21 protein-coding genes are annotated in these 18,458 nt (G+C 68.8%); 7 read left to right on the forward strand and 14 right to left on the reverse strand.

The genetic code is table 11. The annotated features are described in order from the left end of the window. Positions 1 to 98: 98 nt before the first annotated feature. The 5 genes from AC3WS6_RS08720 (at position 99) to AC3WS6_RS08740 (ending at position 4,115) form a co-directional block, all read left to right on the forward strand. A complete protein-coding gene (locus tag AC3WS6_RS08720; protein WP_492500642.1) occupies positions 99 to 938 on the forward strand; it encodes a DUF3097 domain-containing protein in 840 nt (279 codons plus the stop codon). Between the two features lie 43 nt (positions 939 to 981). Next, positions 982 to 1,707, forward strand: a complete 726-nt coding sequence (trmB, locus tag AC3WS6_RS08725) for a tRNA (guanosine(46)-N7)-methyltransferase TrmB (RefSeq protein WP_492500643.1) — start codon at positions 982 to 984, stop codon at positions 1,705 to 1,707. A gap of 47 nt (positions 1,708 to 1,754) precedes the next feature. Next, a complete protein-coding gene (locus AC3WS6_RS08730) occupies positions 1,755 to 2,552 on the forward strand; it encodes a CPBP family intramembrane glutamic endopeptidase (protein WP_492501475.1) in 798 nt (265 codons plus the stop codon). A 28-nt stretch (positions 2,553 to 2,580) separates the two neighbouring features. After that, a complete protein-coding gene (locus AC3WS6_RS08735; protein ID WP_492500644.1) occupies positions 2,581 to 2,973 on the forward strand; it encodes a DUF1304 domain-containing protein in 393 nt (130 codons plus the stop codon). Positions 2,974 to 3,038: 65 nt separating this feature from the next. After that, positions 3,039 to 4,115, forward strand: a complete 1,077-nt coding sequence (locus AC3WS6_RS08740; RefSeq protein WP_492500645.1) for a DNA polymerase IV — start codon at positions 3,039 to 3,041, stop codon at positions 4,113 to 4,115. Between the two features lie 17 nt (positions 4,116 to 4,132). Here AC3WS6_RS08740 and AC3WS6_RS08745 read toward each other — a convergent pair whose 3' ends face one another. The 10 genes from AC3WS6_RS08745 to aztB all read right to left on the reverse strand — a co-directional run bounded on the left by AC3WS6_RS08745 (position 4,133) and on the right by aztB (position 12,169). Next, a complete protein-coding gene (locus tag AC3WS6_RS08745; protein ID WP_492500646.1) occupies positions 4,133 to 4,534 on the reverse strand; it encodes a RidA family protein in 402 nt (133 codons plus the stop codon). A gap of 54 nt (positions 4,535 to 4,588) precedes the next feature. After that, positions 4,589 to 5,566: a zinc-binding dehydrogenase gene (locus tag AC3WS6_RS08750; protein ID WP_492500647.1), complete on the reverse strand. Its 978-nt coding sequence runs from the start codon at positions 5,564 to 5,566 to the stop codon at positions 4,589 to 4,591. Positions 5,567 to 5,610: 44 nt separating this feature from the next. Further along, entirely contained in the window at positions 5,611 to 6,033 is a 423-nt protein-coding gene (locus tag AC3WS6_RS08755; protein WP_492500648.1) for an organic hydroperoxide resistance protein, read from the reverse strand. A 25-nt stretch (positions 6,034 to 6,058) separates the two neighbouring features. Continuing rightward, entirely contained in the window at positions 6,059 to 6,487 is a 429-nt protein-coding gene (locus AC3WS6_RS08760; protein WP_053095719.1) for a MarR family winged helix-turn-helix transcriptional regulator, read from the reverse strand. 91 nt (positions 6,488 to 6,578) lie between these two features. Further along, complete coding sequence (locus AC3WS6_RS08765) at positions 6,579 to 7,379, reverse strand: hypothetical protein (protein ID WP_492500649.1); 801 nt, start codon at positions 7,377 to 7,379, stop codon at positions 6,579 to 6,581. A gap of 146 nt (positions 7,380 to 7,525) precedes the next feature. Further along, positions 7,526 to 7,828: a hypothetical protein gene (locus AC3WS6_RS08770; protein ID WP_492500650.1), complete on the reverse strand. Its 303-nt coding sequence runs from the start codon at positions 7,826 to 7,828 to the stop codon at positions 7,526 to 7,528. Positions 7,829 to 7,921: 93 nt separating this feature from the next. After that, the gene (aztD, locus tag AC3WS6_RS08775; RefSeq protein ID WP_492500651.1) at positions 7,922 to 9,130 is read right to left on the reverse strand and encodes a zinc metallochaperone AztD; all 1,209 of its coding nucleotides are present in this window, start codon (positions 9,128 to 9,130) and stop codon (positions 7,922 to 7,924) included. Between the two features lie 31 nt (positions 9,131 to 9,161). Then, a complete protein-coding gene (aztC, locus tag AC3WS6_RS08780; RefSeq protein ID WP_492500652.1) occupies positions 9,162 to 10,079 on the reverse strand; it encodes a zinc ABC transporter substrate-binding protein AztC in 918 nt (305 codons plus the stop codon). 3 nt (positions 10,080 to 10,082) lie between these two features. Then, the gene (locus AC3WS6_RS08785) at positions 10,083 to 11,327 is read right to left on the reverse strand and encodes an ABC transporter (RefSeq protein WP_492500653.1); all 1,245 of its coding nucleotides are present in this window, start codon (positions 11,325 to 11,327) and stop codon (positions 10,083 to 10,085) included. A 32-nt stretch (positions 11,328 to 11,359) separates the two neighbouring features. Beyond that, positions 11,360 to 12,169 carry a zinc ABC transporter permease AztB gene (aztB, locus tag AC3WS6_RS08790; RefSeq protein WP_492501476.1) on the reverse strand — a complete coding sequence of 270 codons (810 nt, stop codon included), beginning with the start codon at positions 12,167 to 12,169 and terminating at the stop codon, positions 11,360 to 11,362. A gap of 115 nt (positions 12,170 to 12,284) precedes the next feature. Between aztB and aztA the strand changes: the two genes are divergently transcribed. After that, complete coding sequence (aztA, locus tag AC3WS6_RS08795) at positions 12,285 to 12,962, forward strand: zinc ABC transporter ATP-binding protein AztA (protein ID WP_492500654.1); 678 nt, start codon at positions 12,285 to 12,287, stop codon at positions 12,960 to 12,962. Positions 12,963 to 12,972: 10 nt separating this feature from the next. After that, positions 12,973 to 14,601, forward strand: a complete 1,629-nt coding sequence (locus AC3WS6_RS08800; RefSeq protein WP_492500655.1) for a DHA2 family efflux MFS transporter permease subunit — start codon at positions 12,973 to 12,975, stop codon at positions 14,599 to 14,601. A gap of 45 nt (positions 14,602 to 14,646) precedes the next feature. Here AC3WS6_RS08800 and AC3WS6_RS08805 read toward each other — a convergent pair whose 3' ends face one another. The 4 genes from AC3WS6_RS08805 to AC3WS6_RS08820 form a co-directional block, all read right to left on the reverse strand. Beyond that, positions 14,647 to 15,138: a DUF1269 domain-containing protein gene (locus AC3WS6_RS08805; protein ID WP_492500656.1), complete on the reverse strand. Its 492-nt coding sequence runs from the start codon at positions 15,136 to 15,138 to the stop codon at positions 14,647 to 14,649. A gap of 107 nt (positions 15,139 to 15,245) precedes the next feature. Continuing rightward, positions 15,246 to 16,679, reverse strand: a complete 1,434-nt coding sequence (locus tag AC3WS6_RS08810) for a PepSY-associated TM helix domain-containing protein (RefSeq protein WP_492500657.1) — start codon at positions 16,677 to 16,679, stop codon at positions 15,246 to 15,248. 12 nt (positions 16,680 to 16,691) lie between these two features. After that, positions 16,692 to 17,921: a Dyp-type peroxidase gene (locus AC3WS6_RS08815; RefSeq protein WP_492500658.1), complete on the reverse strand. Its 1,230-nt coding sequence runs from the start codon at positions 17,919 to 17,921 to the stop codon at positions 16,692 to 16,694. After that, the gene (locus AC3WS6_RS08820; protein WP_492500659.1) at positions 17,921 to 18,454 is read right to left on the reverse strand and encodes a copper chaperone PCu(A)C; all 534 of its coding nucleotides are present in this window, start codon (positions 18,452 to 18,454) and stop codon (positions 17,921 to 17,923) included. The genes AC3WS6_RS08815 and AC3WS6_RS08820 overlap by 1 nt, the downstream gene beginning before the upstream one ends. Between the last annotated feature and the right edge of the window lie 4 nt (positions 18,455 to 18,458).

Genomic DNA, 18,458 nt, shown 5'->3' on the forward strand with positions numbered 1-18,458 from the left:
AGCCCCATGCAACGAGTCTATGCACAGAGTCCGACACGCGACAGGTTCCGCGAGGGGATGGCCGTTCGCCCTCAGCGGAGACACATACGCTGGATGGCATGGACGACAGGTACGGATCGGATGTGCTCGCTGCCGGCTGGAAGGAGCGGGTCGCCAAGCCGGTGCCGCAGGTCGCCGCCGAGCTCGATCTCGTCGTCGAGGTCGCGCAGGACGGATTCTGCGGAGCGGTCACGCGAGTGCAGGGCGGCAACGTCGAGCTCGAGGACAGGGTGGGGCGCAAGCGCCTCTTCCCCCTCGGCGGGGGTTTCATGATCGACGGGTCTCCCGTGCGCCTCACGGTTCCCGCCGCGAAGGAGCAGGGGCTCCGACGCACGGCATCCGGATCGTTCGTCGCCGCGGACCAACGGGCCAGGGTCGCGCTCCCCAGCCGCATCCTGGTGGAGGGCAAGCACGATGCCGAGCTCGTCGAGAAGGTGTGGGGGGCGGATCTGCGTGCCGAGGGCGTGGTGGTCGAGTTCCTGCAGGGTGTCGATCTGCTCGACGAGGTGCTGGCGGCAGAGCCTCCCAGCGCATCGCGCCGATACGGGGTCCTCGTGGATCACCTCGTGCCGGGTTCGAAGGAGTCGCGCCTGGCCGACGCCGTCGCCCGAGGTCCGCACGGGAGGCATGTGAAGATCGTCGGCCACCCCTTCGTCGACGTCTGGCAGTGCGTCACCCCGCGAGCGCTGGGAATCGCGAAGTGGCCCGAGATACCCCGAGGCACCGACTGGAAGACAGGCATCTGCCGCGCGTTCGGCTGGCCCTCCGAGACGCAGGCGGACACGGGCCTCGCATGGCAGCGCATCCTGTCGAGGGTGCACACCTACCGCGACCTCGAGCCTGCGCTCCTCGGCCGGGTGGAGGAGCTGATCGACTTCGTCACGGCGCCGGCCTCCTGATCGCCGGTCGGTGGCGCTCACTGCCGCCGACTACCCTGGAAGCATGCCCGAACCCCGCACCTTCCGCGACGAACCGGTCTCTTTCGTGCGCCGCAGCGGCCGGATGTCCGACGCTCAGGAGCGCGCTTTCGACGAGCTCGGACCGCACTATCTGCTGGACGTGCCTCGCGATGTCGCCTGGACCTCTGTGCACCCCGAAGCGCGTCTCGATCCGGCCGCCGAGTACGGCCGGGACGCCGATCTGTACGTCGAGATCGGCTCGGGCCAGGGGCACGCGATCGTCGCTGCCGCCGCATTGCGTCCCGACGACGACTTCCTCGCGGTCGAGGTCTTCCGAGCGGGCCTTGCCAGGACGATGCTCGATGCCGACCGCGAGGGCGCTCGCAACGTCCGTGTCGTCGAGGCGAACGCGCCGGAGGTGCTGTCGTCGTATCTGCCGGAGGCGGCCGCGGCCGAGGTCTGGATCTTCTTCCCCGACCCGTGGCACAAGAAGAAGCACACCAAGCGCCGTCTCGTCCGCCCCGGTTTCGCCGACTCGGCCGCCCGTGCACTCCGCGACGGAGGTCTGCTCCGACTCGCGACCGATTGGGAGGACTACGCACTGCAGATGCGTGAGGTGCTCGACGCCGAGCCGCTGTTCGAGCGCGCCTTCGACGGTGACTGGGCAGAGCGATTCGACGGCCGCGTCATGACGGCCTTCGAGCGCAAGGGCATCGCGAAGGGCCGCGACATCCGCGATCTCGTGTATCGGCGGAAGTCGCGCGCGTGACCACCGCGCAGCGCACCCCGGTGACCTGGCCGGCGGTCGTCTCGGCGATGCTCGTCTGCGCTGCGGCTCCGGCGTTCTTCGTGGCGCAGATCCCGTGGTCGGGCTGGGCCCTGCTGGCGCTCGGGGTGGGGAGTGCCTGGCTCGCGGAGCGACGCGAACCTGCCCGTGAGACGGGGGAGGACCGTCATCCCTCGCTCACCCGGGATCTCTCGCTGATCGCTCTCGGCATGCTCATCGTCAGCATCATCCCGCTGGCGGCGGAGCTCGACAACCTCGCGATGCTGCGGTTCACGCTCGCGCTCGGCGGCGCGGTCGCCGTGCCCTACCTCGTCTCCCGCTTCGTCTTCCGCGACAGGGCGATCAGCTTCCCCTGGCGGGCGCACCGACGCTGGGGCGGTCTGCAGTGGGGCTGGCTGGTGGCGGTGCTGGTGCTCGGCTGGCTCATTCTGCCGTTCTACTTCATCACGAGCGGCGTCTACCAGAATTGGCCGGTCGTCGACTCGCCCGACCTCATCGCCCGACTGTTCGTCGGCGTCGGCGCGGTGGGCATCTGGGACGAGCTCTTCTTCATCTGCACGGTCTTCGCGCTGCTGCGCAGGCACTTCCCTGACGCGCTCGCCAATGTGCTGCAGATGATCGTGTTCGTCTCGTTTCTCTGGGAGCTGGGCTATCGCGAGTGGGGGCCGCTCCTGACGATCCCCTTCGCGCTTCTGCAGGGGTTCATCTTCATGCGCACCCACTCGCTCGCCTACGTCGTGACGGTGCATCTGCTCTTCGACGCCGTGGTGTTCGGCGTGCTGGTGCACGCCCACAACCCGGGGCTGCTCCCGATCTTCCTGATCTAGAGCGACGGACAGTCGATACGATCGAGTCATGCTCATCGTCGGACTCGTCCTCGCCGCGGCTGCCGCCGCCTTCCACGTCTTCATCTTCGCGCTCGAGTCGTTGAAGTGGACCGAGCCCGAGACGCGGAAGATCTTCGGCGTCGCGAGCGAGGCCGACGCCCTCACGACGAAGGCGCTCGCCTTCAACCAGGGCTTCTACAACCTGTTCCTCGCGCTCACCGCGCTGCTCGGCGTGGGCTTCGTGATCATCGGCCTCACGACGGTGGGACTGACCCTCGTCTTCGCCGGCACCGGCATGATGCTCGCAGCAGCATTGGTGCTGATCCTCTCCGATCGCACGAAGGCGCGGGCCGCGGTGATGCAGGGCACGCTGCCGCTTCTTGCTGTGATCACGACCGCGATCGCAGTCTCGATCCGCTGAGTACCGTGAGGCGCTGATCAGGGCCGAGGGGTGACATCTCGTGCGTCACAGGCCACACTCGGTGCATGACCGACTGGGTGCTGCACGTCGACATGGATCAATTCATCGCTGCGGTCGAGGTGCTGCGCCGACCTGAGCTCGCAGGACTGCCTGTGATCGTCGGCGGACGGGGTGACCCGACCGAGCGGGCCGTCGTGTCGACGGCGTCGTACGAGGCGCGCGAATTCGGCATCGGATCGGGGATGCCGTTGAAGATCGCGGCACGCAAGGCACCCGAGAACGCGGTGTTCCTGCCGGTCGATCACGAGGCGTATGAAGCGTCGTCGGCCGAGGTGATGTCGACGTTGCGCGCACTGCCGGGGGTGGTGCTCGAGGTGATCGGCTGGGACGAGTGCTTCCTCGGTGTGACCACGGACGACCCTGAACCGGTGGCGCGCGAAGCTCAGAGCGCGGTGCTCGGGTCGACGGGACTGCACTGCTCGGTCGGCATCGGCGACAACAAGGTGCGGGCCAAGATCGCCACCGAGTTCGGAAAGCCTCGCGGAGTGTTCCGCCTCACGGGAGAGAACTGGTTCGAGGTGATGGGAGCCAGGCCGACTCGGGCCCTGTGGGGAATCGGCCCGAAGGTGCAGAAGCGGCTCGCCACCCACGGCATCACCACCGTGCGGGAACTCGCTGACGCGGACGAGGAGGAGCTCGTCGCGGAGTTCGGTCCGCGCATGGGCGTCTGGTACCACGGTCTGGGGTCGGGCCTCGGGCCGGCGGTGGTCGACAGCACCCCGTGGGTGGCGCGCAGCCACAGCCGCGAGACGACCTTCCAGCAAAATCTCACGACGGCCACGGAGGTCGAGGCGGCGTTGCGCGATCTCGCGGGGCAGGCCTTCGACGACTGTGCTGCCGAGGGGCGGTCGGTCGTGCGCGTGCACCTGAAAGTGAGATACGCGCCGTTCGAGACCAAGACCCTCGGGCGCAAGCTGCCTGATGCGACGGCCGAACGAGAAGCGGTCATCGAGGCGGCACTCGCGCTGGGCGCCACGCTCGATCGCGACAGAGAGATCCGACTGCTCGGCGTCCGGGCCGAGATGGCGATGCCCGAAGGCGGCGACTCCGCCGAGCGCACGCCCGTGCGCGGCAGGATCTGAGCGGTCGCAAGACTCCGTCAATCGCGCATGACGGCGGCGATCGCGCTCACCTCGATCAGCGCTCCCGGGACGCCGAGACCCGCGACCAGGGCTGCCGTCACGAGCGGAGGGGCGCCGTCGCGGGCGAGCGTCGCTGCGACAGCCCCATAGGCGGCGCGAAGATCGGCATCCTGGTGGATGTAGATCGTCCAGCTGATGACATCGTCGAGGCTCGCGCCCGCTGACTCGAGGGCGATGCGAGCGTTCTGGACGGCTCGGAGGGACTGCTCTGCGGCATCCGTCGAGACGAGCGCGCCCGTCTCGTCGACGCCGTTCTGGCCGCCGACGTGGACCGTCGTGGCCCCGGGCGGGACGACGGCGACATGGCTGAAGGCGGGGCTCACGACGAGTCCCGCCGGCTGTGCGAGTGTGATCTCCATCTGCCGAGTGTGCACCCGGCCGCCGACATCGCCGCGGCCGGGTGCACTCCGGGCTCAGAACTGCAGGAGCACCTTGCCCACCCGGCCCGCGGTGTTGCTCGCGCGCACTGCCTCGGCGGCATCCGCCGCATCGAAGACGCCGGCGACGGGAAGGGTCAGGGTGCCGTCGCTCACGCGCTGGATCAGCTCCCCGAACAGGGCGCCGCGGGTGCCGGCATCCATGGTCTGTATCACCTTGCTGCCCCAGAAGCCCTTGACGGTCGCCTGCTTGAAGATGACGTCGCCCGAGGCGATCTCCATCGTGGGGGAGTTCATCGCACCGAACGCGACGAGCGTGCCGCCCTCGCCGAGGAGCGACAGCACGTCGCCGGCCGACGAGCCGCCCACCGAGTCGATGCCGAAGGCGATGTGCGCGCCCCCGGTGATCTCGGCGATCTGCTCGCGCCACCCCTCCGCATCCGTGGAGACGACGTTGTCGATGCCCTGCTCGCGCAGCTCGTCGACTCCGGCCGAGCGACGCACGAGCCCGATGACGTTGACGCCACGGGCGGCACCGAGCTGTGCGAGCATGCGACCGACCGCGCCGTTCGCCGCGTTCTGGACGATCCAGTCGCCCTCCTCCGCTCCCAGGAACTGCAGCAGGCTGATGGTGCTGAACGGCATCGAGACGAGCTGCGCCGCGCTCTCGTCGCTGAGCGACTCCGGCACGGGGATGAGGCCGGCGGCGTTCGCGACGACGTATTCCGCCCAGGCGCCGAACGTTCCACCCGTCGCGACCCGCTGACCGACGGAGAGGTTCTCGACACCTTCGCCCAGCGCATCCACGATGCCGAGAGCCTCGGTGCCGGATGCCGCGGGGAGCTCGGGCTTGAAGCCGTAGGTGCCGCGGATCGTCCACAGATCGTGGTTGTGGATGGGGGAGAGGACGATCCGCAGTCGGACCTGGCCGGGGCCGGGCTCGGGCGTGGGACGCTCGGTGACGGTGAGGACCTGCTCGGGATCGCCGAAGGTGTCGTGGGTGAGTGCGCGCATGAATGTCTCCTTGTGGGATCGGTCGTGGTGAATGCGGGAACGGATCAGTCGTCGGAAACGGTGATCGAGACGTCGATGTTGCCCCGCGTGGCGTTGGAGTACGGGCAGACCTGGTGAGCGGCGTCTGCGAGCGACTGCGCCTGCTCGCGCGGCAGGTCGGGGATGACGACCTCGAGCTGCACGGCCAGGCCGAAGCCGCCGTTGCCGTTGGATCCGATCTGCACTCGGGCGCCGACCGACGAATCGGTGATCTTCACCTTCTGCGCGCGTGCGACGGTCTGCAGGGCGGAGTGGAAGCACGCGGCGTAGCCGGCGGCGAACAGCTGCTCGGGGTTGGCGCCGTCGCCGCTGCCGCCCATCTCCTTCGGGATGGCGAGGTCGAGGTCGAGTCGGCCCTCGCCCGTGGTGACGCGGCCGTTGCGGCCTGCTCCGGTGGCGAGTGCTTCTGCGGTGTAGAGAGCGTCCATCGTGTGGACTCCTTCCGGGTTGGGGTCAGTCGGCGAGCTGCAGGCGCGCGGTGAGCTCCTGCAGCTCGGTGATCAAGCGGTGACGCTGGTCGTCGTCCTGCATGCCGGCGAGAGCGGCGATCTTCGTGTGGACCGGAGCGACCTCGGTGCGCAGAGCCATGCCGGTGTCCGTCAGCCGCACGGTGACGACCCGTTCATCGGCCGAGCTGCGGGCTCGTGCCACGTAGCCTGCCTGCTCGAGGCGTCGAACGAGGGGAGAGAGGGTGCCCGAGTCGAGCTGCATGGCGTCGCCCAGTGACCCGATGGTCTGCTCGCCCTCCATCCAGAGGATGGCGAGCACGAGGTACTGCGGGTACGTCAGACCCCAGGGCGCGAGGAGCGCGCGGTACGCCTGCGTCGTCGCGCGGGCGGCGGAGTACAGCGAGAAGCACACCATCTCATCGGTCACGGCCATGCCGTAAGTATTGCACTCAATTAGGTTGTGCACAACTTAATTGCGGGGAGACGGGGCACCCGGGGCGCCGAGGCCCCGGGTGCGCGCGCCGTCAGTCTCGGGCCATCGCGGCGGCCAGATGCGCTTCGAGGTCCAAGTAGGCATCGTCCGCGATGTCGAACACCACCTGGGTGATCTCGCCTCCGGCGAAGTCGAATCCGTAGCCGTACAGAGACGAGACGGGGTCGGCGCTGTCGCGGCCGATCGTCAGTCCCTCGCCGCAGAGCGAGAAGTGCCCGAGCACCGTGCGGATCCTGCCCTCGGCGACCTGCTCCTCGTCGATGTACAGCTTCAGTGGACCCACGCCTTCCCGATGCTCGCCCGCGCCCTCCTTGACGAACTCCGCGCCGATGATGTGCCGCCCCGAGGTCGGTGCCGGCGCGGAGACGCGATCCTCCGGCGGGATGCCGAGGAAGTTGTACAGGTAGTGCACCTCGCCGTCCTTCACGACGAGTGCGTGCCCGCCGAATCGAGAGCCGTGCGCGACGATGACGCCTTCGGTCTCAGGAGTGAACTCGACCTCCGCCGCGATCTTGTAGGAGACGCCGTGGACATTCGCCGCCGAACGCTCGGGCACTTCGCTCGTGTCGGGGTAATAGATGAACCGGCCGGACGGGGGAGCGGGCTGGTGGAACTCCATCGCGATGAAGGTCTCGAAGTCCTTCGGATTCCCGAGCACCTGCAGGTCGTTGAGGGGCAGGACGAGGTTCGCCTCCGCCTCCTGCATCCAGAGACCCTTGAGTTCGTCGAGCTTCTCGGGATGCTCCGCGGCGAGGTCGTGGGACTCGGCGCGGTCGACATCCGAGTGGTAGAGCTCCCACTGGTCGTCGTCGAAACGGCCGCGTCCGCTCACCGGACCGTGGACCGTGACGGCCTTCCAGCTTCACCTCTCCCCTTGCCGACAACATCTCCGGGAACGTGATCGGTCTCGTCCTCGGCACCCTCTTCCGCTACTTCACGTATCGGTTCCTGGTCTTCCGCACTCCTCAGGAGGCAACATCATGACCTCGCCCACATCGTGACGTACCGATGGCCCAGCCACGCGACGCCGGTCGCCACGGTCACCGGGATCACCTTCACCCAGATCACCTGGCCGGGCATCACGGTCATTCGGAGCAGGTTGTATCCGCCGACGTCGACGACGAAGGCGATGGTCCCACGCCGCCGAAAGTGGCGAGCTGCGGGATTGCCGCTCGCAGCGTGGCGGCGAGCCGGGACAGCAGGAGTGATGGCGCGGAGGAGGTGAGCGTCATACAACCGGTTCGGAAGCATCCGGAATGCGGATTGGATTTCACCGCCCATCAGCGAAATATTGGTCGACGCTTTCCAGTGACAGGGCGGGGTGGGAGCACACGCTCCCACCCCGCCCTGTCGGCGTCGGTCTGCCTCGAAGGATCAGCCCGCCGCGGGGGCGAGCTCGTTCGGAGTGACGTCCAACTCGGTGCTCGCCACGACCTCGCCCGTCGTCAGATCGACGGCATGCACGCTGTTCGCGGCGGGCTCGGTGACGTAGGCGACGTCGCCGGCGACGACGATCGCGGGGTGCGGATCCTGCCACTCGACCGGGCTCTCCCACGCCTCGACGACCGGGAAGCTCTCGGTGACCTCGCCCGTCTCGGGGTCGAGCACGTGGATGGAACCGTCGGAGGCCAGGATGTACGCGAGGTCGTCCGGACCGCGAACCACGTCGCGGAAGGTGTACTCGACGCCCTCCGGCAGGTCGACGACCTCGTAGGTCTTCGCCGCGGTGTCGATCAGCGTCACCGCACTGAGAAGGTAGCCCTCGGCATCCGGATCGCTCTTGTAGTCGCCGACGATGATCGGGCTGGTCTCGCTGACCCAGGCGTTGCCCATGCGACCGTACGGCTGATCCGGCGCGTCGAGCTTGGTGATCTGTCCGTCGGTGTACAGCAGCGCACCGTCCTCGCAGCCGAAGACGACAGCCTCGTTCGCGGCCGTGCCCTCGCCGTGCACGCCGGGGCACTGATCCGACGACGCGATCTCGGTACCGTCCGCGTCGCTCACGACGATCCCGTCCCGCCCGTCGGCGTTGCCGACCGTGGTGAGGAAGGTGCCGTCTTCGAGCAGCACCGACACCCCGTGGTGGGCTTCCACGCCGTCGATCGTGCGCGTCTCGGGAAGCCCGTCGGCGCCGGTGAGGTCGGCGGTCTCGAAGATCGTGGTGTCGCTCGTGCCGTCGGCATACAGGATCGTCTTGTCCGCGTGCCGCACGACGTGTCCGGGGGTGTCGGCGGCGAACACGTCGTCGGTGAGCGCCGGCTCGTCCGGGGAACCCGCCCCGGTGTCGAGCACCTGGAACCCCTCGCTCATCGTGACCATCACGTGACGGTCGTCGCCGGCCTGATTCAGGCGGGTGAAAGGCTCGGACTCGAAGTCGGCGACGGTCTCGAGGGTCTCGCCGTCGAGAACGAGGATGCCGCCCTCGTAGGAGAGGGCGAGGCGCGGGCCGGCCTCGGCCGCCGACGCGTCGTCGGCGGTGGGAGCACTGCCGGTGTCGGTCGCCGTCGAGCACGAGGCCAGCGCGACGACGGCGCCGAGTGCCAGGGCGCCCAGGGACGCCCTGCGCAGAGGAGATGTCTTCATTCCGCATCTTCTTTCTTCTTGGTGGGAGGTCTCACGGCGTGAGACCCGAGACGATGCGCTCGGTGTTGACGCGCATCATGGTCAGGTAGTCGGGCGCCCCGCCGTCGTCGTCGGTGAGCGACTCGGTGAACAGCTCGGTGACGTCGACGTGCACATCGGCTTCGGCGGCGAGGGCCTGCACGAGCCGGTCGGGCGAGGACGACTCGGCGAAGATCGTCGGCACTCCGGTCTGTTCGACCGCATCGACGAGATCGGCGAGGTCGGATGCGGAGGGTGCCGCGAGAGTCGTGCCGCCCGGGATCACGGCGCCCACGACCGTGAAGTCGAAGCGCTGAGCGAGGTAGCCGAACACGTGATGATTGGTGACGAGCGCGCGGCGATCGTCGGGGATCGTGGCGAACGCGGCGCTCATCTCATCGTCGAGAGACAGCACAGCGGTGCGGTATTCGGCGACGCCCGCCGACAGCGCGTCGATGTCGACCCCGTCGATCTCGGCCAGCGCGGGTTCGAGCGCATCGACCACGTCGATCATGCGCGCAGGGTCGGTCCAGAAGTGCGAGTCCGGCATCCCGGAGGCATCGCCCGTGCTGTAGTCGAGGACCTCGATCGCGTCGCCGGCAGCGAACAGCGGCACGTCGGTCGCCGCCGCCGCGTCGAGGTGCTGCTGCAGCCCCTCTTCGAGGCCGAGCCCGTTCGAGACGATCAGATCCGCACTTCGCAGGCTGGCCGCCTCCTGGGCGGAGATCTCGAACGAATGCGGGTCGGCGTTCGGCTTCATGAGGGTCACGACCCGCGCCTGGTCGCCGACGATCTCGCCGACGACGTCGCCGAGGATGTTCGTGGACACGATGACCAGCGGTCGCTCATCGTCGTCCGCCGCGCAGCCGGCGAGCGGGAGGGCGGCGAGACCGAGCACGGTGACGACCGCCAGGAGACGAGTGAGGCGCATGGGTCAGCGTCCCGTCTCGGCGACGAAGGCCGGTTCTGTGGCGGTGTCGAAGGTGCGGGCGATGCGCGCGCCGTCGGCGTAGTCGATCTCGTATAGTCGGCGCTCCGCGGGGGCGCTGAGGTAGGCGCGGTGCTGGTCGGCGATGAGCGTCGGCGACATACTGCTCGAGAGGGAGTCGGCGACCAGTGGTGGGGTCTCGGCGAGCAGAGACCCGTCATCGGCACTCAGCACGAGCATCCGGCCGTCCTGAGCGAGTGCGAGCAGGTGGCCGGCCTCGTCGTCGACCGCCGTCACCTGCGCGAGCGGCACGGAGGAGGCGAGCAGCGTCCACGTGCGCGTGCGGGTGTCGAGCAGGCGTATGTCGGTCGGTCCCGCGAGGGCTGCGACGGTCGGTCGCCCCTCGCGGTTGTCGAACGATGAGATCGTCGACGGCGTCGCACCCGCAGGGTGCGGGATGTGCTCGACGATCAGTTCGCCACCGTCGACGTGCGCGAGCACTGCACCGTCGGCGCATCCGATCACGGCCCCGACGCGCGTCGTGATGGTGCCCGAGGGGGTCGCGCACGGGTGCTCGAGCCCTGTCGGTTGTCCGCCTGCGTCGTAGCCGGCGACGGTCGTCGCTTCACCGCCGTCGCTCCGGGTCACGAGGGCGAACGATCCGACGGGCACGACGAGGCCGTCATGCGGTTCGCGTTCGAGTCGGAACAGCTCGTGGATCTCGCCTCGCGACAGGGCCTCGGTGTCGAGCAGCACGGCATCGCCGGACCCGGCGAACGAGATCCCCGTGCCACCCGACGTGGAGCTGTTCGTCGTGGCGATCGTGGCCGCACCCTCGCCGGGAACCTTGCCCAGCAGCTCGGGTGCGGCCCGGTAGTAGTGGAAATGGTCGACGTGATCCCACGTCCAGACGCCGCTGTCGACGATCTCCACGCCCTCTGCGGAGTCCGCGAAGAGGTAGCGCCCGTCCGTCGTCATCGCCGTCGGCGGAGTCACCGTGCCGAGCTCGGTGACGCTCTCGTCGAGAAGGTCGAGGTGGGTCACGAGACCGTCCGTGTCGATCGTGGTGAGGCCGAGGCGTGGCTCGGCGAGCTCTTCGGCACCGACGATCGCGCCGTGCCCGGCTTCGCTGGCAGCGGTGCCCGGAACGGGGGTCTGATCTGGCGTCGTCTCGCCCGCGCAGGCAGCCAGAGTGAGAGCGAGAGTTCCGAGGGCTGCGAGGGTGGAGAGGGCTTTGCTTCGGGAGGGCACAGTGACCTTTCTGGCGGGGGAGGAGGGAAGAGTCATCGGGACAGCACGGGTTCCACAGCACGGGGCGAACGACGGATACCGCCCACCACTCGCCGCGTCGTCCACGACGCGCCGGTGAGCAGGATGGCCGCGGCGGCGACGGAGGCTCCGGCGGCGGTGGCGAGGTGCCACGAGGCGAGGAGGCCGAGCGCCACGGCGGCGACGCCGAACACGCACGCGAGCAGCATCCGGCTCGGGATGCGCGTCGTCCACTGCCCCGCGGCGACTGCCGGCGCGAGCAGCAGGCCCACGACGAGCATCGAGCCGACCGCCTGATACGACGCGACGATCGCGAGGGTCACCAGCCCGACGAGCGCGGCCTGGGCGAGTCGCGGGCGGAGCCCGAGAACGGATGCGATCCGCGTGTCGAATGCCAGAGCGACGAAAGCTCGGTGGCATGCCGCCGCCGTGACGACTCCCACGGCTGCCGCTGCGGCCAGGATCAGCAGGTCGCTCTCAGTGATGGCGAGGATGTCGCCGAACAGGATGGCGGTCGCGTCTGTGGCGAAACTCCCCGAGTGCGAGATCACGATGACGCCGAGTGCGAGCATCGAGACGAAGAGCAGGCCGATGCTGGTGTCGTACGAGAGGCGTGCCCGACGCTGCAGTGCGCCGATGCCCACGCTCATGGCGATCGCACTCAGCGCACCGCCGACGAGCACAGGAAGCCCCGCCACGGTGGCGAGCGCGACGCCGGGGAGCATTCCGTGCGCGAGTGCCTCGCCGAGAAACGCCATGCCGCGGATCACGACCCAGGTCCCCACGATTCCGCACAGCACCGCGACCAGGGCGCCACCGACCATGCCGCGTTGAACGAAGTCGAAGGCGAACGGGGCGAAGACGAGGGGGAGCGGATCTGTCACATCTCCCGACCCTAGCCGTTACTGAGAATGATTATCAAACTCGTATAGTGGAGACATGACAGTTCACGCTCTCGAGATCTCGCCGCTCGGCGTCCTGACAGGCATCCACGTCGCCTATCGAGGGAAGGACGTCCTGCGCGGGGTGGATCTCGTTCTGCAGCGCGGTGAACTGCTGGTGATCGCGGGCCCGAACGGAGCCGGCAAGTCGACGCTGCTCGAGGTGCTCGCCGGAGTGCGTGAATCGCGCGCCGGCGAGCGGCGGGTGAACGGCGCGCTCGCACTCGTTCCGCAGCGCACCGCGATCTCGGAGCGGCTCCCTGTCACGGTGCGCGACGTCGTGAGCGTGGGGGTGTGGGGGCGACTCGGATGGTGGCGTCGGCCGGACGCCGCCGCGCGAGAGGTCATCGATCGGTCGATGGCGCGACTCGACATCGGCCCGCTCGCGTCCGATCCCTTCTCTGCGTTGTCCGGCGGCCAGCAGCAGCGCGCGCTGCTCGCGCAGGGCCTCGCCCGATCTGCCGATCTGCTGCTGCTCGACGAGCCGACCACGGGGCTCGATGTCGAGAGCGCGGTGCTGATCCGCTCGGCCCTCCGCGACGAGGTGAGCCGTGGGGTCGCCGTCGTCTGCGTCTCGCACGACACGGCGCTGCTCGGGGACGCCGATCGCGTCGTTCGACTTCAGCGCGGAGTGGTGGTGGCGACAGCCGACCCGCCCGCGGATTTTGCTAGCTAAGCTAGTAGTCATGGAACGATACGAACGGCTGCGCTGGGCGGGACTGGTCTTCATCAGCATCGCGGTGTCGCTGATCATCGTCGATTCGACGATCGTCAACGTCGCGATACCGGCGATCGTCGATGATCTCGGCATCACCTCGACCGAAGTCCAGTGGGTGCAGGAGTCGTACACCCTGGTGTTCGCGGCTCTGCTGCTGGTGTTCGGCACCCTCGCCGACCGATTCGGTCGACGACGGGTGATGATCATCGGCGTCGTCGCGTTCGCTGCGTCTTCCGTGCTCGCGGCGTTCGCTCCCGACGGCGGCATGCTCATCCTCGCCCGTCTGATGCAGGGCGTCGGAGGAGCGATGATCCTGCCCACGACCCTGTCGATCATCAACGCGACCTTCCGCGGACGAGAGCGGGGCATCGCGTTCGCGGTGTGGGGCTCGACCATCGGCGGCATGGCCGCCGTCGGTCCGCTGCTCGGCGGATGGCTGACGACGGCGTTCTCGTGGCGATGGGCGTTCGGCATCAACATCCCGCTCGGGATTATCATCGTGATCGGCGTCCTGCTGACGGTCGGCGAATCGCGGGGCGACCGCACCGCGAAGATCGACGTCGTGGGAGCCCTCCTGTCGGTCGTGACGATGGCGAGCCTCGTCTTCGGCCTGATCGAGGGACGCACCTACGGATGGTGGCTGGTCGACCAGCGGCCCCGCATCGGAGACTGGACCTGGCCGCTCGATCTGTCGCCCATCCCGTTCGCCTTCGCTGTGGCGATCGTGGGACTCATCGGCTTCATCGCCTGGGGCGTGCATCGCGAACGGCGGGGGCGTCCGACGCTGCTCGCACTGCGGCTGTTCTCGATCCCCTCGTTCCGCAACGGCAACATCGCGGCCACCGTGGTCTCGCTGGGAGAGTTCGGCATCATTCTGGCCCTGCCGCTGTGGCTGCAGTTCGTGCTCGGCTTCGATGCGCTGCAGACGGGCCTGCTGCTGCTCGCCCTCGCCGGCGGGTCGTTCGTCGCCAGCGGCGCGGCGGGTGCGACGAGCGGGAAGATCGCTCCGGTCTGGGTCGTCCGCGCAGGACTCGTCGCCGAGATCATCGGAGTGGCCGGCGTCGGGTTCGTCATCGCCCCGGGGGCCTCGTGGGTGCCCCTCGTGCCGTTCCTGTTCGTCTACGGTCTCGGTGTCGGGCTGGCCACGGCGCAGCTGACCGGCGTCGTGCTGGCCGACGTGCCGGTGGCCGAGAGCGGTGCGGCGTCGGGGACGCAATCGACGTCGAGGCAGCTCGGTGCGGCGCTCGGCGTGGCGGTTCTCGGCACGGTGCTCTTCACGAGCACTGCCGGCATCCTCGATTCCTCCCTCGATGCTCGCGGCGTGCCTTCTGAGCAGCGAGACCGGATCGTCTCGTCAGTCGTCGACAGCGCCGGGGCCGCGATCAGCGGACTCGATGCACAGCCCGGGATGTCGGAGATCGCCGAGGACGCGAAGTCCGCGTTCTCCGACGGCACGCGGTTCGCCGCATGGACGGCCGCCGGGTTCCTCACTCTCGGGCTCTTCTCGACGATCTCGCTCGGCGCCACCTCGAGAGTCCGGCGTGAGGAAGACGAGCAGGACTCGGCCGCCACGACGACCACGACCAGGGACGACTGAGCGGCGACGGCCGGGCGCCGTGTCGTCGCGGCGCCCGGTGTCGGATCAGCGAGCGTCGAGATCGTGGATCAGTGCCTTCTCATCATCCTCCGACAGCGAGGTCTGCACGACGGTGCCGTTGTACGGCGCGAGCGCAGCCGCGAACTTGTCTTCGGTGAGCTTGATCGCGTAGATCACGACGGCGGACTTGCCTGCGCTCACGGTCGACTTCACCCGGTCGCGGAACTCCGCATCCAGCCCGGTCTTGTCGAGTCCGGCAAAGAGCGCCCCGAAGAGACCGCCGAAGATGAGGCCGGCGAACGGCACGAAGAAGAGGATGCCGATCAGCGCTCCGAACAGAGCGCCGCCCGCGGCACCAGCGCCCACCTTGCCCGCGGTCGCGGGGTACTCGACCTTGGTCTTCCCCTCGCCGTCGACCTTGACCAGCGCGAGACCCGAGAGTTCGACCACGAGGTCGCCCTGCAGCTCCTGCACGCGGTTGTAGGCGGCCTCCGCGTCGGTCTCGGAGTCGTATGCGATGACGATGAGGTCAGCCATGAGTGTTCCTGCTTTCAGTCGAATGGGTGCGCTCCGCGTGAGACACCCGGAGCGCGAAGTGATCGACTTCAGGATGCTCGCGTCGGGCGCCGCGCACATCGGGGGGCTCACCTTCGTGGGGTGAGCCCCCGAGACCGGCTGCGAAGCGTCCACCGGAGTACGACATCCACGACGATGAACCCGAGGAGCGTCCACCCGACCAGGGGGAGCCAGACGCCGACGAGAACGGATGCGGCGGCGACTGCGACGACGCCCCACCAGGGCGCTTCACGGAGCGCCGGGGCAGGCGGGCGGCCCACGACGCGGGTGGTGTCTCCGCCAGGTCGGCGCTTCCACCACATGAGGTAGCCGAGGACGACCATGCCCGTGAGTGCGATGGCGATCACGAAGAGCACGATCTGGTTCGCGAGCCCGAACATGACCCCCATGTGCAGGTTCACGCCCCAGCTGGCGAGCTTGGCGGGGAGCGAGAAGTCGGCGAAGTCGACGCGATCGACGACCTGCATGGCGCTGCCGTCGACGGCCAGGGAATCCCCTTCCGTGGGGAAGCTGGTCTTGATCTCGCGGACCGTCCAGGCCGTGCCAGGTTCGGCGGGCGGCTTGATCTCGACCTGTCCCGTGTTGATGTTCTCGCGCTGCGCGATGGCGAGGATCGCGTCGAAGGTCGCCGGATTCGCAGCTCCCGTCGGCGCGTTCTGGGCGCCGTGGTGGTGGGCGTGCTCGTCGGCATCCGCGGCCTGCCCGTCGAGGGCCGTGCTGACCGATGGTGTGCCCCAGTCGAGGGAGGCGCGCACGCTGCTCACGTTGGCCCCCGCGTACTGGGACCAGGTGATGCCGGTCGCGGAGAGGAACAGCGCACCGAGCAGAACCCAGATGCCGACCGAGGCGTGCCATCCGAACAGGCGACGGGAGCCGGTGTGGGTGCGATTCGGACGGAGGAAGTCCTTCTTGGCGCGTGCTCTGCGGATGCGCGTGATCCAGAGGGCGAGGCCGGCGACCGCGACGATTCCGAGCCATGATGCGGCGAGCTCGCTGTAGAGGCGTCCGGCGTCGCCGAGGTGCAGATTGCGGTGCAGGTTGCTGATCCAGGTGCGCAGGGGCGTCGAGCCGCTGGTGCCGTAGACGATGAGATCGCCACGCACCTCTGCGGTGCCGGGGTCGACGAAAACGGCGCGGGACTCGCTGGGCTCGAGGCCTTCCTCGGCGTACATGATGCGGGTCGTGTCGCCGTTCTCCGGCGCGGGGCGCACGGCGAACAGGGTCGCGTCGTCGCCCATGTAGTCATCCGCGGCGTCGATCTGCGCGGCGAGGGTGAGGGTGGTGTCCGTCTTCGGCGCGTGGAGCTCATGCGCATAGACGGCTTGTTCGAGCTGCGGGGTGAGCGCGTAGAGAGCGCCGCTCAGGGCGGCGACGACGATGAACGGCCCGACGAGGATGCCGGCGTAGAAGTGCAGCCGAAGGAGCAGAGGGCCGAACCAGCCGCGGCGGCTTGCACCATCCGCAGAGGAAGGCGGCGGTGTGGGTGTAGGGGTGAGGGTCACAGGATGCGGCTTTCAGGAGAGGAGGGTGTCGCCGATGAATCCGCCCTCGCGGCATCCGGGCGGAACGGCGAAGACGGCAGATCCGAGGGGGGTCGTCCACTCGTTGAGCAGGTCGAGCTCGTCAAGGCGCTGCTGCATGGGCGTGAACTGGCGGTCGATATCGGCTTGGAACGAGACGAAGATGAGGCCGGAGTCGGAGACCTCGGCGCCGGCCGGACGCTCGTCGTAGTTGAAGGCGCGGCGGAAGATCCGCTCGGAGCCGTCACCCCGGGCACGGCGGATGTGGGCGAACTGCGGGATCACGGGAAAGCCGATGGCCGTTGTCGCTTCGAAGTCGGGTTCGTCGAATTCCTCGGTCCCGGTCAGAGGTGCCCCGTTCGCCAGGGTCCGGCCGATCGAGGCGTCGCGACCGCTGCGGTCCAGTCGATCCCACTTGTCGAGATCCATGCGGATGCGACGCACCACCATGCCGGTGCCGCCGGCGAGCCAGCCGTCCGTCTCGGTCCAGACCACCTGGTCGAAGTCCGTCGTCCCCGGTTGCGGATTCGTCGTGCCGTCGACCTGGCCGAACAGGTTGCGCATGGTGGTGCCCGGCCGCTCCGTGCCGTACGCACGGCGGAACCCCTGTTGAGTCCAGCGGATGTCGGCGAACCCTCGAGCATCCTTCAGCAGCATCCGCGTCGCGTGCGCGACCGTGAGCGGGTCGTCGCCGGCGATCTGCAGCAGCAGGTCGCCGTGGGAGAACTCCGGCCGCAGCTGGTCCACCCGGAACGCGGGCAGCGGTGCGAGCCAGGCCGGACCCTGCACGCCGGCTCGCGTCACGAAACCGGGGCCGAAGCCGAACGTCACGGTGAGCCGCGCCGGTGAGAGCGCGAGCTCGGGTTCGGAGTCGGCGAGGGCAGGCGTGCCCTGGGTGAGCCGCGCTGCGTCGTCGGTGAGGATGCGCATCAGGCGCGTGAGCGCCTCGCGGTCGACGTCGGCATGCAGGTCGAGAGCGACGAAGACACCGTGCGCCTGGGCGGCGGTGTCGATCCCGGCCTGGTGCACGCCGAAGTACGGCACGACCTCGTCACCGTTCATCGGCGTCGCTGTGGGGGCGGGGTCAGGGGTCTGACGGTTCAGGGCGAGGTCCACTCCGACCGCCGCGACCGCGCCGACGCCGGCGACAGCCCCTCCGAGGAGGAACTGCCGCCGGGTCGACCCGGTGCGACGGGAGCGGGCGCCCTCAGCGGGCGCGGGCATCAGTGATCCATGCCTTCGTGCTCGTCGTCCGACTCGTAGTTCTCGTTCGCGCCCGAGTAGTCCTTGACCGGAGCGGTGAACTCGTACGTGGAGTCATCGGAGAACGTGAGCGTGAAGGTCGCCTCATCGCCCGCCTTCAGCGGGGCGGTGAGATCCATGAGCATGATGTGGTTCGCGCCCGGTTCGAGGGCGAGCTCGCCGCCCCCGGGGATCACGAAGCCGCCTTCGATCTCGCGCATCACCATCTCACCGGACTCGTTCTCGACGGTCTCGTGCAGTTCGAGCGTGCTCGACGCATCCGACGTCACGGAGACGACAGTCACGTCGTCCGCGCCGTCGTTGACGAGAGAGCCGAACGCGGCTGACATGCCCTCTTCGGCGGACTTCACCCACGAATCGTGGATCATGACGACGTCGCCCGCACGAGCGCGCTCCGTAGCGGCGGGGGTGGCCTCGGCCGCGCAGCCGGTCAGTGCCAGCAGTGAGACTGCGACGACCGCGAGGAGCCGCGGGACGGGATTCTTGGTGTTCATGGTG

The sequence above is a fragment of the Microbacterium sp. EB106-03-03-XG65 genome (assembly GCF_058791955.1).

What these genes read in the sequence shown, in the direction of transcription:
- aztA (WP_492500654.1), top strand. Translation starts at nt 12,285, where the DNA reads ATGACAGTTCACGCTCTCGAGATCTCGCCGCTCGGCGTCCTGACAGGC.
- AC3WS6_RS08740 (WP_492500645.1), top strand. Translation starts at nt 3,039, where the DNA reads ATGACCGACTGGGTGCTGCACGTCGACATGGATCAATTCATCGCTGCG.
- AC3WS6_RS08735 (WP_492500644.1), top strand. Translation starts at nt 2,581, where the DNA reads ATGCTCATCGTCGGACTCGTCCTCGCCGCGGCTGCCGCCGCCTTCCAC.
- AC3WS6_RS08815 (WP_492500658.1), bottom strand. Translation starts at nt 17,921, where the DNA reads ATGCCCGCGCCCGCTGAGGGCGCCCGCTCCCGTCGCACCGGGTCGACC.
- AC3WS6_RS08730 (WP_492501475.1), top strand. Translation starts at nt 1,755, where the DNA reads ATGCTCGTCTGCGCTGCGGCTCCGGCGTTCTTCGTGGCGCAGATCCCG.
- aztB (WP_492501476.1), bottom strand. Translation starts at nt 12,169, where the DNA reads ATGGTCGGTGGCGCCCTGGTCGCGGTGCTGTGCGGAATCGTGGGGACC.
- aztC (WP_492500652.1), bottom strand. Translation starts at nt 10,079, where the DNA reads ATGCGCCTCACTCGTCTCCTGGCGGTCGTCACCGTGCTCGGTCTCGCC.
- AC3WS6_RS08750 (WP_492500647.1), bottom strand. Translation starts at nt 5,566, where the DNA reads ATGCGCGCACTCACCCACGACACCTTCGGCGATCCCGAGCAGGTCCTC.
- AC3WS6_RS08745 (WP_492500646.1), bottom strand. Translation starts at nt 4,534, where the DNA reads ATGGAGATCACACTCGCACAGCCGGCGGGACTCGTCGTGAGCCCCGCC.
- AC3WS6_RS08770 (WP_492500650.1), bottom strand. Translation starts at nt 7,828, where the DNA reads ATGGGCGGTGAAATCCAATCCGCATTCCGGATGCTTCCGAACCGGTTG.
- AC3WS6_RS08755 (WP_492500648.1), bottom strand. Translation starts at nt 6,033, where the DNA reads ATGGACGCTCTCTACACCGCAGAAGCACTCGCCACCGGAGCAGGCCGC.
- AC3WS6_RS08720 (WP_492500642.1), top strand. Translation starts at nt 99, where the DNA reads ATGGACGACAGGTACGGATCGGATGTGCTCGCTGCCGGCTGGAAGGAG.
- AC3WS6_RS08805 (WP_492500656.1), bottom strand. Translation starts at nt 15,138, where the DNA reads ATGGCTGACCTCATCGTCATCGCATACGACTCCGAGACCGACGCGGAG.
- trmB (WP_492500643.1), top strand. Translation starts at nt 982, where the DNA reads ATGCCCGAACCCCGCACCTTCCGCGACGAACCGGTCTCTTTCGTGCGC.
- AC3WS6_RS08800 (WP_492500655.1), top strand. Translation starts at nt 12,973, where the DNA reads ATGGAACGATACGAACGGCTGCGCTGGGCGGGACTGGTCTTCATCAGC.
- AC3WS6_RS08820 (WP_492500659.1), bottom strand. Translation starts at nt 18,454, where the DNA reads ATGAACACCAAGAATCCCGTCCCGCGGCTCCTCGCGGTCGTCGCAGTC.
- aztD (WP_492500651.1), bottom strand. Translation starts at nt 9,130, where the DNA reads ATGAAGACATCTCCTCTGCGCAGGGCGTCCCTGGGCGCCCTGGCACTC.
- AC3WS6_RS08760 (WP_053095719.1), bottom strand. Translation starts at nt 6,487, where the DNA reads ATGGCCGTGACCGATGAGATGGTGTGCTTCTCGCTGTACTCCGCCGCC.